This is a genomic window from Peribacillus sp. NPDC055009, assembly GCF_053608705.1.
On sequence record NZ_JBSGVZ010000001.1, the window covers coordinates 478,815 to 494,270 of the forward strand.

Annotated in this window: 12 protein-coding genes and 1 other annotated feature (1 of these 13 cut by a window edge); of the genes, 7 read left to right on the forward strand and 5 right to left on the reverse strand. The window is 43.1% G+C overall.

Annotated features, from left to right (window positions below; all coding sequences use genetic code 11):
- Positions 1–53: 53 nt before the first annotated feature.
- Positions 54–1,358 (forward strand): UDP-N-acetylmuramate--L-alanine ligase, encoded by a 1,305-nt coding sequence (gene murC / locus ACWF5P_RS02420; protein ID WP_101222964.1) that lies wholly within the window; start codon positions 54–56, stop codon positions 1,356–1,358.
- Positions 1,359–1,410: 52 nt separating this feature from the next.
- Here the strand turns inward: murC and ACWF5P_RS02425 are convergent, their stop codons facing one another.
- Positions 1,411–2,523, reverse strand: a complete 1,113-nt coding sequence (locus tag ACWF5P_RS02425) for an aminopeptidase (RefSeq protein ID WP_260358334.1) — start codon at positions 2,521–2,523, stop codon at positions 1,411–1,413.
- A 228-nt stretch (positions 2,524–2,751) separates the two neighbouring features.
- Between ACWF5P_RS02425 and ACWF5P_RS02430 the strand changes: the two genes are divergently transcribed.
- The 5 genes from ACWF5P_RS02430 (at position 2,752) to ccpA (ending at position 7,321) form a co-directional block, all read left to right on the forward strand.
- Complete coding sequence (locus tag ACWF5P_RS02430) at positions 2,752–3,261, forward strand: DUF948 domain-containing protein (RefSeq protein ID WP_101222962.1); 510 nt, start codon at positions 2,752–2,754, stop codon at positions 3,259–3,261.
- Between the two features lie 48 nt (positions 3,262–3,309).
- The gene (locus tag ACWF5P_RS02435; RefSeq protein ID WP_434167552.1) at positions 3,310–3,882 is read left to right on the forward strand and encodes a YtxH domain-containing protein; all 573 of its coding nucleotides are present in this window, start codon (positions 3,310–3,312) and stop codon (positions 3,880–3,882) included.
- Between the two features lie 129 nt (positions 3,883–4,011).
- A complete protein-coding gene (gene ytxJ, locus ACWF5P_RS02440) occupies positions 4,012–4,338 on the forward strand; it encodes a bacillithiol system redox-active protein YtxJ (RefSeq protein ID WP_452444556.1) in 327 nt (108 codons plus the stop codon).
- A gap of 519 nt (positions 4,339–4,857) precedes the next feature.
- Entirely contained in the window at positions 4,858–5,934 is a 1,077-nt protein-coding gene (locus ACWF5P_RS02445) for a bifunctional 3-deoxy-7-phosphoheptulonate synthase/chorismate mutase (protein ID WP_101222960.1), read from the forward strand.
- Positions 5,935–6,316: 382 nt separating this feature from the next.
- A complete protein-coding gene (gene ccpA / locus ACWF5P_RS02450) occupies positions 6,317–7,321 on the forward strand; it encodes a catabolite control protein A (protein ID WP_101222959.1) in 1,005 nt (334 codons plus the stop codon).
- Positions 7,322–7,412: 91 nt separating this feature from the next.
- Here ccpA and ACWF5P_RS02455 read toward each other — a convergent pair whose 3' ends face one another.
- From ACWF5P_RS02455 to ACWF5P_RS02465, 3 genes are read right to left on the reverse strand one after another with little or no spacing between them, the layout of a single operon-like run.
- The gene (locus ACWF5P_RS02455) at positions 7,413–8,594 is read right to left on the reverse strand and encodes an acetoin utilization protein AcuC (protein ID WP_101222958.1); all 1,182 of its coding nucleotides are present in this window, start codon (positions 8,592–8,594) and stop codon (positions 7,413–7,415) included.
- Positions 8,587–9,237 (reverse strand): acetoin utilization AcuB family protein, encoded by a 651-nt coding sequence (locus ACWF5P_RS02460; protein ID WP_101222957.1) that lies wholly within the window; start codon positions 9,235–9,237, stop codon positions 8,587–8,589. The genes ACWF5P_RS02455 and ACWF5P_RS02460 overlap by 8 nt, the downstream gene beginning before the upstream one ends.
- 26 nt (positions 9,238–9,263) lie before the next feature.
- Positions 9,264–9,896 (reverse strand): GNAT family N-acetyltransferase, encoded by a 633-nt coding sequence (locus ACWF5P_RS02465; RefSeq protein ID WP_034309235.1) that lies wholly within the window; start codon positions 9,894–9,896, stop codon positions 9,264–9,266.
- Positions 9,897–10,234: 338 nt separating this feature from the next.
- Here ACWF5P_RS02465 and acsA point away from each other — a divergent pair, with 338 nt between their 5' ends.
- Positions 10,235–11,953: an acetate--CoA ligase gene (gene acsA / locus ACWF5P_RS02470; RefSeq protein WP_452444557.1), complete on the forward strand. Its 1,719-nt coding sequence runs from the start codon at positions 10,235–10,237 to the stop codon at positions 11,951–11,953.
- Positions 11,954–12,085: 132 nt separating this feature from the next.
- Here the strand turns inward: acsA and ACWF5P_RS02475 are convergent, their stop codons facing one another.
- Positions 12,086–15,112 carry a transglycosylase domain-containing protein gene (locus ACWF5P_RS02475; RefSeq protein ID WP_452444558.1) on the reverse strand — a complete coding sequence of 1,009 codons (3,027 nt, stop codon included), beginning with the start codon at positions 15,110–15,112 and terminating at the stop codon, positions 12,086–12,088.
- Between the two features lie 148 nt (positions 15,113–15,260).
- Positions 15,261–15,456, forward strand: a binding site (T-box leader) (it continues 21 nt past the right edge of the window).

Genomic DNA, 15,456 nt, shown 5'->3' on the forward strand with positions numbered 1-15,456 from the left:
AAGATGACGTCATATACTGTCATACAGGTAGACGATTGGTGGAGGTTCGCTTTATGACTGCTTACCATTTTGTGGGAATTAAAGGGTCGGGTATGAGTGCTCTTGCACAAATACTGCATGATATGAATATTGAAGTGCAGGGTTCCGATTACGAAAAAGAATTTTTTACACAATTGGCATTAGAAAAAGCCGGGATTAAAATCCTTCCTTTCAACGAGGAAAATATTCAACCTGGAATGACCATCATTGCAGGAAATGCGTTTCCGGATAGTCATCCGGAAATCGTGAAGGCAAAAGAACTTGATTTGCCGATCATCCGTTATCACCGTTTCCTAGGTGATTTCATGAAAAACTTCATCAGCGTGGCGGTTACGGGAGCGCATGGTAAAACATCGACGACCGGCTTACTTGCCCATGTGATGGGGGGCGCTAAACCGACATCCTTCTTGATTGGGGATGGAACGGGTAAAGGAATCGTGAATTCTGATTACTTCGTATTCGAAGCATGTGAATATCGCCGTCATTTCCTTTCCTATTATCCGGATTATGCAATCATGACGAATATCGATTTTGATCATCCTGATTATTATGCCAATGTCGAAGACGTGTTCGAGGCTTTCCAAACGATGGCCCTTCAAGTCAACAAAGGCATCATTGCGTGCGGGGATGATGAACATTTACCACATATTCAGGCGAAAGTACCGGTTATTTTTTACGGATTTGCAGAAGGAAATGATTTTCAAGCGAAAAATGTTTCCGTCACTCCGGATGGCACGACTTTTGATGTGCATGTAAGGAACAATTACTATGATACATTCACTATTCCTACTTTTGGAAAGCATAATGTGTTGAATGCACTTGGTGTCATTGCACTTTGTAAATATGAAAACTTGGATACGGAAGCTGTGAAAGCCCAATTGCGGACTTTTGGCGGAGTTAAACGCCGGTTCTCAGAAAAGGAAATCGGAAGTCAGATCATTATTGATGATTATGCACATCATCCGACCGAGATCTCGGCAACTGTCGACTCGGCGCGTCAGAAATATCCAGAGCGTGAAGTTGTTGCGGTATTCCAGCCGCATACTTTCTCGAGAACTCAGGCTTTCCTTGATGAATTCGCCGACAGCTTGAATTTGGCCGACAAAGTATACTTATGTGAAATTTTTGGATCTGCTCGTGAACATCAAGGGAAGTTATCGATTGAAGACCTTCAAGATAAGATTCCCGGAGCCGAGCTGATTACGGAGAACACAACATCAATATTGCAAAATCATGAAAACAGTGTCGTGTTATTCATGGGTGCGGGGGACATTCAAAAGTTCCAAGCAGCCTATGAGCATTCACTGCAGGTAAAATAAAAAAACGATCGTCCCGTTAGAGCGGGTCGGTCGTTTTTTATTGGTTTTTACGTTATTTTAAATTTTCTGGATTTAAATTTTCCAGTTCCGGTAAAACGAAGCGTCCGTCCTTACGTATCAAGACGTCATCAAAATGGATTTCCCCGCCGCCATATTCAGGTCGCTGAATATTGACCAGGTCCCAGTGAATGTCTGAATGGTTTCCGTTAAAGGCATCATCATAGCATTGTCCGGGAGTGAAATGAAAACTTCCATCAATTTTTTCATCAAAGAGGATATCTTGCATCGGGTGTAGAATATAAGGATTTACACCAATTGCAAATTCACCGACATATCGTGCGCCTTCATCAGTATCAAAAATTTTGTTGATGCGTTCCGTATCATTCGCAACCGCTTCAACGATTTTTCCATCCTTGAATGTTAACTTCACGTTTTCAAAAGTAAAACCCTGATAAGGGGACGGAGTATTATACGAAATAACTCCATTGATGGAATCTTTAACCGGAGCCGTATATACTTCACCGTCAGGAATGTTCAGCTCACCCGCACATTTGATGGCTTTAATGTCTTTGATGGAGAAAGTTAGGTCCGTACCGGGCCCAGTTAAGCGGACCTTATCCGTTTTATCCATCAATTCAACAAGGTTGTCCATCGCTGCGCTCATTTTGCCATAGTCGAGGTTGCAGACTTCGAAATAAAAGTCTTCGAATGCTTCTGTGCTCATTTTGGCTAATTGGGCCATGGAATTTGTCGGGTAGCGAAGCACGACCCATTTTGTTTTTGGCACGCGGATATTTCTATGTACTTTACCGACTGTCTGTCCATGAATCGCCATCTTCTCTGAAGGGACATCGGAATGTTCATTGATATTATCCCCGGCACGAAGCCCGATATAGGCATCCATCTGGTTCATTACGTTTGCTTCAAACTCACCCATCATCTTGTACTGTTCTTCTTTGGCACCCATCAGCAAGGCACGATCCACTTGGTGATCCTTTAAAAGGACGAATGGGTAACCACCTGCTGCATAGGCTTCATTCACAAGTGCGTTAACAAGCTCACGCTGCAAACCAAAGTTTTCGATCAAGATTTTTTCACCTTTTTGAAGCTTCACGGAATAATTGATTAAGTTTTTGGCCAATGTTTCAATTCTGGGATCTTTCATAAAAAATACCTCCATTGTTTAAATTCGGCTTATCTTTTCTATCATACCCGATTTCCTGCCATAAGTGTGACCCATGAACTTACGGAGGAACTGGATGCAGACAACAATATTTCCAGATTAGGGTTTGATAGGGTATATTGAAAAAATAAATACGTTTATAATATTAGGGAAGGGGTAATTAATATCTAACAGCTATTAAATAAGTCGATTTTTTTCGGAGGTGTTCCAATGGAGATTATTTTATACGTAAGTGCTGCTGTTGCAGCGATAGCTTTTTTGGTACTTGTTATTTTCCTAACAAAGGTACTGACATCACTTCAAACTACCCTGGACAGTGTGGCCCGGACGCTGACAGGACTAGAGAGCCAAATGCAGGGCATAACGCTCGAAACTACTCAGTTATTACATAAAACGAATACGTTGGCTGAAGATTTGCAGCACAAGTCAGAAAACCTGAACACGGTGGTGGATGCGGTGAAGGATGTAGGCACATCCATCTCCAGCTTCAATTCTTCCATCCAAAAGGTTTCCCATAAAGTGCAGGCTGAGATTGATAATAATCAAGACCGAATCTCACAAATTGTACAATGGAGCAATGTTGCCATGGAGATCAGAGACAAGTGGAAGGCCAGAAGCAAACAGGCTGCCCCGACTCCAACCGAAAGGGCGGAGTTAGAAAGGGAAGCGCTTGAAACAGATAACCTGCCTAAAAAAAGGTTTTTACGTTCTAGATCCTAAAATCTAGTTAAATAAAAAATGAACTGAAAATTGAAAGGGGAATGTATTATGACTCAAAAAGAATTTGCGGCAAAGGACTATCAGAAATCTTATGAGGACGAACGCGACTCGATCAATTCGAAGGACTTTATGATTGGCGCCTTGATCGGCGGGATGATCGGAGCGGCTACAGCTTTGTTCATGGCTCCGAAAACAGGCAAGGAATTAAGGAATGACTTCAATGAACAAGCTAGAAACATTTCCGAGAAAACAGAAAGATTAAGACAAACGGCAATGGAAAAAGGTACAGTCCTTGCTGATACTGCAAAAGAAAAAACAAGCTCCGTCACGGAAATCGTTTCCAATAAATCTTCGAATATCGTCAACAAAGTGAAGAGCCTGAAAACAGGAAAAGAAAACGGCGACGCAGCTGATGATACGACGAATTCAAGCAATAAGGATATTGATGTAACCGGAACTACCGATGCTCCTATCGTATCCGTCGAAACGAACTTTGCTAACGGCAATGATTCGGAAAATAATCCAGCAGATCCTACAAGCGGAAACAAGAATGCGGCAAAATTAAAACTTGATGAAGCGAAAAAGGCATTTGATGAAACGGAGAGTAAACTAAAGAATTAAACTCCCTGGCTTCCTTTAATGGGAATGAAGAGTCATTAAGGGACGAAGAATAAGGCGGTGAAGTGCTTCAATGGCTTCATCGCCTTTTTGATGGTAAAATTTATATGTACAAGGAAAGGAGACTGTATTATGGTCATGAGCAAAATCGAAACAGAAGAACAATTCACTGAGCTTCTAAAAGAGGATACATTCCTGCTTTTCAAGCATAGCGTAACATGCCCTGTCAGCGCTGAAGCATTTGAACAATATGAGAGGTACATCTTAGGGAACGAACAACTTAAAACGGCCTATTTGGCCGTCCAGGAAGCTCGTCCACTATCCAATTATGTAGCAGAAACCTTTGAGGTCAAACATCAATCACCTCAGGCCATCCTTTTTAAAAGTGGAAAACCTGTCTGGAATGAATCTCATTGGCGGATTACATATGATTCATTGAGCAAGGCCATTACAGAATGAATGGAAGGCTGGATCCCTTTGGTAAGGGGTCCGGCCTTTTATTATTCCATTGATTGGCGGGCCTAAGAATGTTAATCCTGGGGAAACCTTTTCTAGGAAGGCCTTTCCGTAAAGCCTCTTTAAACATTTCTCGGCTTCGGACAAGTGGCAGAAGATTTAAACTTTTCTATGCTCTTGTGAAAAATGATCAATTAAATGATAGCTTTCCTGTTCTATTTCCAATATAATTCCTACAACGGATCGTGTTTCAATATTCTGTGTAATCGTTTTTCTGGCATGAGCGGCACCTAGTTTTATGCATTTATAACTTTAATGCTTAAAAGCGTTTAATTATTAAAGAAAAATATAGTGACATTTATGGACACTTCATTTATAATTGATTTAATCATACATGAAATATTCTAAATTTTTCATTGATAAAACAATCGGGGTGGATGTTCGAGGATCCGGATGGGATTTTTTTTAGTTTGAGTCCGCTGAACCGATTTCTATTTTAAAAAACGAAGGGATGGATTTGTAATGAGCAACAAAGAGCTTGATGGACTTCGTAATCAACTGGATGATGTGAACCTTCAGTTATTACATCTTATTAATCAACGTGCTGAACTTGTACAGGAAATTGGTCGCGTTAAAGAAAAACAAGGTGTAAACCGTTACGATCCGGTCCGTGAAAGAACAATGCTGGATCTTATCGAAGCCAATAATCAAGGACCGCTTGATCTTGGTTCGATTAAACATATTTTCAAAGAAATCTTTAAATTGGGCTTGGAGCTGCAAAAAGATGATCAGAAGAAAACGCTTCTTGTATCGAGAAAACAAAAGGCTGAAGACACGATCATCGACATTAAGGGTGAATTGGTCGGTAACGGGATCCCTAGCTTCGTTTTCGGACCATGTGCCGTTGAATCTTATGAACAGACAGCTGCGGTGGCGGAAGTCATTAAAGCTAAAGGTTTGAAATTGATGCGCGGCGGTGCATTTAAGCCACGTACATCTCCATATGACTTCCAAGGGCTTGGTTTGGAAGGATTACAAATACTTAAACGTGTTGCTGATGAATACGGCTTGGCTGTAATCAGTGAAATCGTGAGTGCCAACGATATCGAAGCGGCAATCGATCATATCGATGTCATCCAAATCGGGGCGCGCAACATGCAAAACTTCGACTTGCTAAAAGCGGCAGGTGCTGTAAATAAACCTGTTCTTTTAAAACGTGGACTGGCGGCAACGATTGAAGAGTTCATTCATGCAGCGGAATACATCATGTCGCAGGGCAATGGCAACATCATCCTTTGTGAGCGCGGTATCCGTACTTACGAAAAAGCAACAAGAAATACACTTGATATCTCTGCTGTACCGATTTTAAAACAAGAAACTCATTTACCGGTCATGGTTGATGTAACGCATTCAACTGGACGTCGCGATCTTCTGCTTCCTACGGCTAAGGCGGCTCTTGCAATCGGTGCTGACGGTGTTATGGCTGAAGTGCATCCAGATCCTTCCGTTGCTTTATCGGATTCTGCACAGCAAATGGACTTCAAACAATTTGATGAATTCTACGAAGAAATTAAACGTTTGAACTGGGTAACTGTATAAGCTAAGAAATTCTTTAAATGATCTATTTACGGCCCTTACCAACTTGGCAAGGGCTTTTTTTAATGGTAAAATACTTGTTTTTGCAGAAAAAGCTTCGAAATGAGCACTATTGGATTGCAGGAAAGATTCGACTATCGTATGATAAATAACAAGAATGAGAACTGTTCGGAAGATTGAGTCATACATAAAGTGATATCTATGTGAATTTTATACTTGAATAGGGTATTGAATATTTGACTGAGAAGAGAGTAGGACTGCATTTTTTGTTAGGCAGATCGTTCCTAAAATAATCTTCCTTATAGAGAAAAACGCATAAAAGATTATTTTCCGAAATAATTCGGGTCTTTTATGGGGAAAATGAAAGAAATGGAGGAATGGATAAATGAATAATATAACCATTTATGATGTGGCGCGTGAGGCGAATGTTTCCATGGCCACCGTTTCCCGCGTAGTTAACGGGAATCCAAATGTAAAGCCTGCAACAAGGAAGAAAGTTTCAGATGTAATTGAGAAGTTAGGGTACCGTCCCAATGCAGTGGCAAGGGGACTTGCCTCAAAGAAAACGACTACAGTCGGGGTCATCATCCCGGATATCTCAAGCATCTTTTTTGCAGAATTGGCACGGGGCATAGAAGATATAGCCACCATGTATAAATACAATATCATTCTAAGCAGTTCTGATGAGAATATAGATAAGGAATTCCATTTGCTGAATACGATGCTTGGAAAACAAGTGGATGGTATCGTATTCATGGGCGGCAACATTTCTGATGAGCATGTCAAAGAGTTTAAGAATTCACCTGTTCCAATCGTTCTGGCAGGCTCGGTGGATGAAAGCGGACAAGTTCCATCGGTCAATATTGATTATGAGGCGGCGGCATTCGACGCAGTGACCTTCTTCGCTAAAAAAGGCCACAAGCATATCGCTTTTGTAAGCGGAAACCCTTCGGCGTTGATTAATGAAATGAAATTGACTGGTTATAAACGAGGATTGAAAGAAGCTGGGCTTCCATTTGATGAAAGTTATGTCGTTGAAGGTGATTATACATATGATTCAGGAATTGAATCTTTTGAAAAGTACCTGGAAGCTGAAGACAGACCGACAGCATTCATAGCCGGTGCTGATGAAATGGCGCTTGGAATTGTCCATGCTGCTCAGGACAAAGGGTTTAATGTACCGGAAGACTTTGAAGTGATCAGCTTCGATAACACGAGATTGACCTTGATGGTGCGTCCGCAAATCACGACGATCGTTCAACCTTTATATGATATTGGTGCGGTTGCGATGAGGCTTCTTACAAAGTTGATGAATAAAGAACAAGTGGAGGAAGGTCTTGAAAAAGTGATCCTGCCACATCGGATTGAAAACCGTCAATCAACGAAATAAACTGGTTTGGAGAGTGTCCCGAGGGCGCTCTCTTTTTGTTTCTCAAATGTTTGCCCCGAACAAAAAAGATCGTTTTTCAACGATCTTTTGGTTAACTTTGTTCATTGCTTTTCGTTGTTTGCCTGGAAGACCTGATGGGATAAAGGACCTTTTCAAGCGTCAGGGCATTCTTCTCGGTAATTTCAGGCTTCCTCGGAATGGGTTCATATATGTCCTCCATGTCATCCCATTCATTCGGCAGGGGAACAGGGGACTCAGGCTGCCAGCAATCGAGCCATTCCTTTGATAGGGGACCTGATATATCATTATTCGTCATTTCAAGCCAGACCCTCGCCCAAGCCCTCGGGACGACGCGCCATATATCATATCCACCGCCGCCCACTGCAATCCACCGTCCTTCACAATACTTATGGGCCATTTCGTGGGCCAGCTTTGGTATTTCCCTATAAATTTTCATGGTGGCTGATAAATGGGTGAGCGGATCGTAATAATGGGAGTCGGCTCCGTTTTGCGTTAATATGACATCCGGTTTGAAGAATTCAATGACTTCTTTAAAGGAAGCCATGTAGCAATCGAGCCATGATTCATCTTCAGTGAACGCATCGACCGGGATGTTGAATGAATAGCCGTAGCCTTTTCCCTGGCCTCGCTCGTTAATATTGCCGGTGCCGGGAAATAAGTAGCGGCCCGTTTCATGGATGGATAGTGTACAAACATCCGGGTCATCATAAAATGACCATTGGACTCCATCACCATGATGTGCATCGGTATCGACATACAAGACACGCGCCCCATATTTTTTTTGCAGGTATTTAATCGCGACCGAACTATCGTTGTAAATGCAAAAGCCCGAGGCTTTTCCGCGGAAACCGTGATGCAGGCCACCGCCAAGATTAAGTGCGTGCAGGGACTGGCCGGTCATGACGGCATCCACAGCCGTCAAGGTACCGCCTACAAGCAATGCACTTGCTTCGTGCATTTTGGGGAAGATGGGGGTATCCTCCGTTCCTAGCCCATAATTCACAGCCTTTTCAGGGGGGAGCTTTCCCTGGCCTGCCAACCTGACAGCGTTTACATAATGGTGATCATGAATCAGTTCCAATTCTGCATCGGTTGCCATTCTGGGCTTGATAATTTGATCATCATTGATTGCATGGTGTTTTTTTAATAAATCAAGCGTGAGTTTAAGCCGTTTTTGATTGAATGGATGCTCATCGTTGAATTTGTAGGTAAGGAGTTCATCCGAATATACGAAAAGGGATGTATCATTCATGTGAAAACCCCGGTAGGCTAGGCCATAAAACGGTATAGCCTTCTTTCTTCAAATCCTCCACCACCATAAATGGATTCATCGTCTGTACACGAATTACAAGAATTTTATAGTCGGTTCCATTTTTTTCAGGATAAACGAGGGTGCTCAGGATATTCGTATTGCGCCTTTTGAAAATATGGGCAATATCATGAAGGGAACCTGCCTTATCCGGGATTCTGATTTCGATTTGGGAACCGGGCTGATTGACTCCAGTCAACTCAACGTATGAATGAAGTAAATCAGAACCGGTTATGATTCCCACTAACTTCCTTCCCTTTACGATTGGAAGGCAGCTGATATTGTTATCACAGAAAACAGCCCCGATTTCTTCCACGAAATCCAGCGGGTGCCCTGTGATTATTTCCGTTTTCATGATGCTTGATAGTGGTTTTTGTAAATCATTTTTGTATTCTTCGGTACGGAATATAGAAGGGGCAGCATCCCGAATATCACGGTCGCTGACTAATCCCACAAGTTGAAAGCTGTCATCGACAATGGGGATATGGCGAATTCGCTTCTCCTTGATGATCAAGACAGCGCTATGGATTGTATCGGTTGGAGTGAGGGTGATAATATCCTCATTCATTATTGTTTCAACAATCATTTTCCTTCCTCCTCTTACTCGCCTCTTTAATACATAAACCGATTCATAAAACGCAATTGGTCGAATTTCTGGATGGATTCCGGCGGGACCCTTTTGCCAATACGGGCCATCAGACAGTTGGCCGGGTGGGAACTGATTTCAGGGTCATCTGTTGCAAAGTAGACCAAACCACCGGCACTCATCATTTTTTCCATGACCTTGCGATAGTCCCAAATATTCAGACCTGTCCCTTTCAAATCCCAATGCCAATAGTATTCAGTGGTGATGATGATGAAGTCTTCAACCGAATCGTCTTCCATGGAAAGGCGGATTAGGTTTTTCCCGACGGAGGCACCCCGGTATTTAGGGATGACCTCGATTGCACCAAGCTCAATCAGGTCCTCCATCTTGATTTCAGACCAGCGCTCCAAGGGATCGGGATATAAGTAAGTTACATAACCCACGATTGTTTCATTTTCACGGGCGATAAAGATCCTGCCCTCAGGCAAGTCTGCAATCTCTATTAACGCTTTATGCTGCAAAGCAGGCGGGCGAAAGGCGACCAAGTCTTCGTGAAACTCATAAGCGGACATTTTTTCGCCGCTTAGCGGCCCCTCGATGATGAGCGTTCCGCTTAATGTCTGCAGTTCCTTAGTGTAAAAGGTCTTACTATATTCCATTCTTTCACCACCCTTGTTATATAGTAATCTTACACTCTCGCATTCCGGAGTATACGAAGCATTGCTTTTAAAAACTGACCGAATGGAAAGCTTACATAAATTATACATGAAAACGAGGGGCATAATTCAGAAAGTTCAAGGCGCTTTTGTTACAGTGCTTCGTCTTTCACGGCCATCATATGGATTCGCCTTAACCATAACAATATACCAGCTGCTTTCAAAATTCACCAAGAAGGGATTTCCCTTATATGGAAGTATTAAATATTTTAAAAATTGAGATAATTCGATTCTTATACTATAATAAAAATATAGAGCCGAATGAAGGGGGAGTTTGTCGTATGAATGTGAAAGCGTTACCAGTAGTGGAAGGTAATTTTAATTTAAAGAATTATGATGAAAAATACAATAAGTTTGACTGGTCTGAGACGGAAAATGAATTCTCCTGGTCTGAAACCGGTAAAGTGAATCTTGCGTATGAAGCCATTGACCGCCATGTCGAAACATACAAAAAGAATAAAGTGGCCCTTTATTACAAAGATGATAAAAGAAATGAAAAGTATACATTCAAGGAAATGAAAGATTATACGAATCAAGCGGCCAATGTGTTCAAGAACATTGCCAATGTGGAAAAAGGAGATCGTGTTTTCATCTTCATGCCTCGCTCCCCGGAGCTTTATTTTGCATTGTTGGGTGCGATTAAAACGGGAGCGGTCGTAGGGCCGTTGTTCGAAGCCTTCATGGAAGGCGCCATAAGGGACCGTCTTGAGGATAGTGAGGCAAGTGTGATAGTGACGACACCTGAACTTTTGCCGCGTGTCCCGGTGGATGAATTACCCCATTTAAAGCATATTTTCTTGGTGGGGGAAAATATAAAAGAAGAAGGAAATTACCATAACTTCAATAAAAAATTAAAAGAAGCCGACAAAAAATTCGAAATTGAATGGGTGGATCGGAATGACGGTCTGATTCTTCACTACACCTCAGGTTCCACAGGCAAACCAAAAGGAGTGCTGCACGTTCATAATGCGATGATCCAGCATTATCAAACGGCAAGGTGGGTCCTTGATTTGCAGGATGAGGACGTGTATTGGTGCACAGCGGACCCTGGATGGGTGACAGGGACGTCTTATGGGATATTTGGACCTTGGCTGACAGGGACCTCGAATGTCATTGTAGGCGGGCGGTTCAAGCCTGAATCCTGGTACAAGACCTTGGAGGACTTTGGTGTCACGGTATGGTATAGTGCCCCGACTGCCTTCAGGATGCTGATGGGCGCAGGTGACGAAATCGTTAAGCGGTTCGATTTGAGTTCTCTCCGCCATATATTAAGTGTGGGTGAACCGTTGAACCCGGAAGTGGTGCGCTGGGGAATGAAGGTATTCAATCACCGTATCCATGATACATGGTGGATGACGGAGACCGGGGCACAGGTCATCTGCAATTATCCTTGCCTGGAAATCAAACCTGGCTCGATGGGCAAACCGATTCCAGGTGTGAAGGCGGCAATAGTGGATGATCAAGGCAACGAGCTTCCGCCGCATAGAATGGGGAACCTTGCCATCAAGAAAGGCTGGCCTTCGATGATGAAGACAGTCTGGAAGAATGAAGCTAAATATGAATCTTACTTTATGCCAGGTGATTGGTATGTTTCAGGAGATTCCGCATATATGGATGAAGATGGTTATTTCTGGTTCCAAGGCCGTGTTGATGATGTCATCATGACGGCAGGGGAGAGGGTAGGTCCTTTCGAAGTGGAAAGCAAATTGGTCGAGCATCCAGCCGTAGCCGAAGCGGGGGTCATCGGTAAGCCGGATCCGGTTCGGGGGGAAATTATCAAAGCGTTCATCGCACTTCGTGACGGATACGAGGCAAACGATGAATTGATTGAGGAAATTCGTACATTTGTAAAGCATGGTCTAGCAGCACATGCGGCACCTCGTGAAATTGAATTCAGGGATAAACTTCCTAAAACAAGAAGCGGTAAAATCATGCGCCGTGTCTTGAAAGCTTGGGAACTTGATCTGCCAACTGGTGATTTATCATCGATGGAGGATTGAAAACTTAGTCTTACTGATTATTGAGAAGGAAAAGGCATCCATGGTCACTTCCATGGATGCCTTTTTGGGGAGAGTATAAGGAAACAGGCTGTCGGGGTAACCGACAGCCTGTTTTTAGTTCAAGAAAGAGTGTCATTCTTCCTCTTCTTCAGCTTTATCCGTGTCTTGCTCTTTATCATTGACGGTGTCTTGCTCTTTGTCGGTCTCTTGATTTTCCTGATCTGTATTCTCTTTGTTTTGATCTTTGTCTTGAGCTGGCTCTTTATTATTATCCGTTTGCGTTTCTTTTTCTGGTTCTTTATCTTTATCTTTATCTGAACCGTTCTCTTCTTTTGAGTCTGTTTTTTTATCTTCGTTAGCTATTTTATCTTTTCCACGATCATCTTTAGTTTTTGTGGAATCTTCTTTTGAACCGGTCTTTTTAGCGCCGCTTTCAACACGTTGAGAAGGGGCTGATTCTTTGCCGACTATGTCTACGGCCGTTACATAATAGGAACCGCCTGAGCCGACTTTATAAACAAGGCTCTCCCCAGCATTGATGCTTGCCACTTTCTTGCCGTCTTTATAGACACGATAACCGACGACATCTCCTTCATCATGCAAGCCCCATGTAATTTTATCGTTACCGATCGTTATGGATAGGGGATCTGGTGCCTTGCCATTATCATTCAATTTCGCTGTCGCCCCGACGACATTTCCTGATTTTTCGGCTCCAGGAATCACGGAGCCCGGGTCAACGACATATCTCAATCCGATATCTGCAAATGAATCTGGATTCAACATGAACCCGCCGCTTGTGAATTCGCCAGGCGTTTGCGGAAGGGCTGCGTAGCGTTTGCTGCCGACTGATACATATTGTCCATCTATGAAGCTATCATCCGCCCTGGATGGAGCATATTTCGCGATGAATAAATCCGATTTGACAAGCCCGGCCTTTTGGCATGAGCTTGAAGGAAGCAGTCCTGAAACGCCACAGAAGGAACGGCTGACAATTCCGCCCGGCATTTCAAATCTCTTATCGGGGTCGATGAGTTTAGGGTCGACTTTATATGCGGCATTGATCAGATCTGCCCAATAATACATATTACGTTTATTATATTCAAGACCATTATAGGTCCCTTGCAAGGATTTCGGTGTATCATATCCCAGCCATGTACCGAATGATACATTGGGATTCGTAGCGACGAACCAAGCGTCCCAATAGTTTTGTGAAGTACCGGTCTTACCTGCCCAATCGCTTGAGAAGGCAAGTCGGTTCCTGACCGAGGACGCCGTCCCGCTGTTTACGACATCTCGCATCATATCAAGCGTCAAGTAAGCGGCTTGCGGAGAGAAAACATCCACTGGTTTCACTTTATGCTGATAGATGACTTTGCCATCTTTCGAAACGATCTTATCGATCATATAAGCATCGATGAATTCTCCTGAATTGGCAAATGTACCAAATGCATTGACGTTTTCTTCAACGGTTACACCTTTTTCCATCGCACCTAATGACAAGGCAAGATTGGAGTAATCCCCTTTCGTCACGGTGGAGAAGCCCATTTTTTCCAAATACGAAGCGGGGCTCAGGTTGATTATTTTCTTGTAAAAGAGCGCTGCCGGGATATTGTAGGAATTCTTCAGGGCCTCGCGGGCAGTCGATACTCCCGTATAGCTGCCGCCGCCATAGTTTCCTGGACTCCACGGTTTGCCGCCTGTTGGAATGGAGATCGGCACATTAGCCGATACGCTGCCAGGCGAGATCTTGCCTAGCTCGATGCCTGGGCCATATATCACCAGGGGCTTCATCGTTGATCCGTTCGATCGCAATGATGCGGTGGCGTGGTTCGTCTGTTCCCGCTTGAAATCACGGCCGCCTACGAAACTGATGATTTTTCCTGTTTTATTTTCGATGAGAATGGCCCCGGCTTCAACGGGCTCACTCACCGTTTTCATTTCCTTCGTATCTGGATCGACGACTTGTGCCGTTTTATCGTATCCATAATTCGGATAGTTTTTCGTAACTTCCTGCATCTTGTCATAAATCTTTTTATCGATTGTCGTATAAATCTGATAGCCGTTTTGCCGCAGCTTACGATCGGCAAGTGCTAGATATTGAGCTTTTAAATCATCATTCTTTAAATCTTTCTCTTCATATCCATCTTCTTTTGCCAGACTGACAGATAGGATTTCGATGGAGCGTTTTTCGATTTCATAGGTGAGCCATGGATATTTCTCCGACGGCATCTCCGTTTTACCGATAAAGTCTTTTGTAATGTCGTATGCGTTTGCTTTATCATATTCTGCTTTTGTTATGTATCCGTTACTATACATCCGCTTTAAAACGGTTTTCATCCGGTTGATGCCGGGCTCTTGATTTTCCTTCAATTTTCCTTTCTGGGTATAAGGTGTATATCCGAAAGGGCTTTGCGGCAATCCAGCGATAAAGGCTGATTGGGGCAGTGTCAGATCTTTGGCCTCCACGCCAAAAATACCTTCAGCGGCGGACTCGACCCCGGCGATGTTGCGGCCTGAAGAGTTTCGTCCCAAAGTGGAGACGTTTAAGTACGTTTCCAAAATCTCTTCCTTTTCAAAGAATTTTTCGACCCGGAGCGCAAGCAGGATTTCTTTTGCTTTCCGTTCAAACGATACTTCGTTGGTCAGGACCTGGTTTTTAATGAGCTGCTGTGTTAATGTACTTCCTCCCGATTGGACGGTTGCATTCGAAAATTCCTGGTAAATCGCACGCAGGATAGCTTTTGGAACAACCCCGTCATGCTCATAAAAATACTCATCTTCAGTAGCGATGACTGCATTTTTTAGATGCTCGGAAACTTTATCGATGGACACTTCTTCACGCTCAAGGTCACTCTTAAGCTTGCCCAAGTATACTTCATCAGCAAAGTATACCTCAGAGGTCTCTTCATAATTGTAAATGTCTTTTTTCAAATCTTCTTTTGAGCGTACCGGCTCATCATTGACGAGGGCAGCGAAATAGCCGGCTCCGACGCCGCCGGCGAATGAGAATCCTAGAATCCCGACAATAATGAAAATCAGCGTTAAATTCCAAATGACTTGGTATGTAACCCGCGCGTTCTTATGTGTTTTTTCATTTTGAAAAAAACGGGTCAGCTGCTTCCAGACTGTTAGAAATCTATCTTTTTGATTATTATTCATCGTATCATACCCCCTGAAATCACATATATTATAGCATACAACAGGTAGGGGAAAGGGCATCTTTCTTATTTTTCTATAATCTGTAAGGGTATGTTGACAAGGAATCTTATGTATGATAAAAGTTTATTAACAACAATAAAATGATTAAATGATCGCGATGATAGGACCCAGTAGTCAGACTATCCCTGTTTCAGAGAGCCGGTGGTTAGTGGAAATCGGTACAAATAGTATGATGAATTACTTCCTGGAGCATTTGCTGTGAAATGATTAGTAGCAGGAAACGGTTGACGACCGTTATTCGTCTTGAGCGGAGGGCATAGTATGTCCTCAAGTTGGGTGGTACC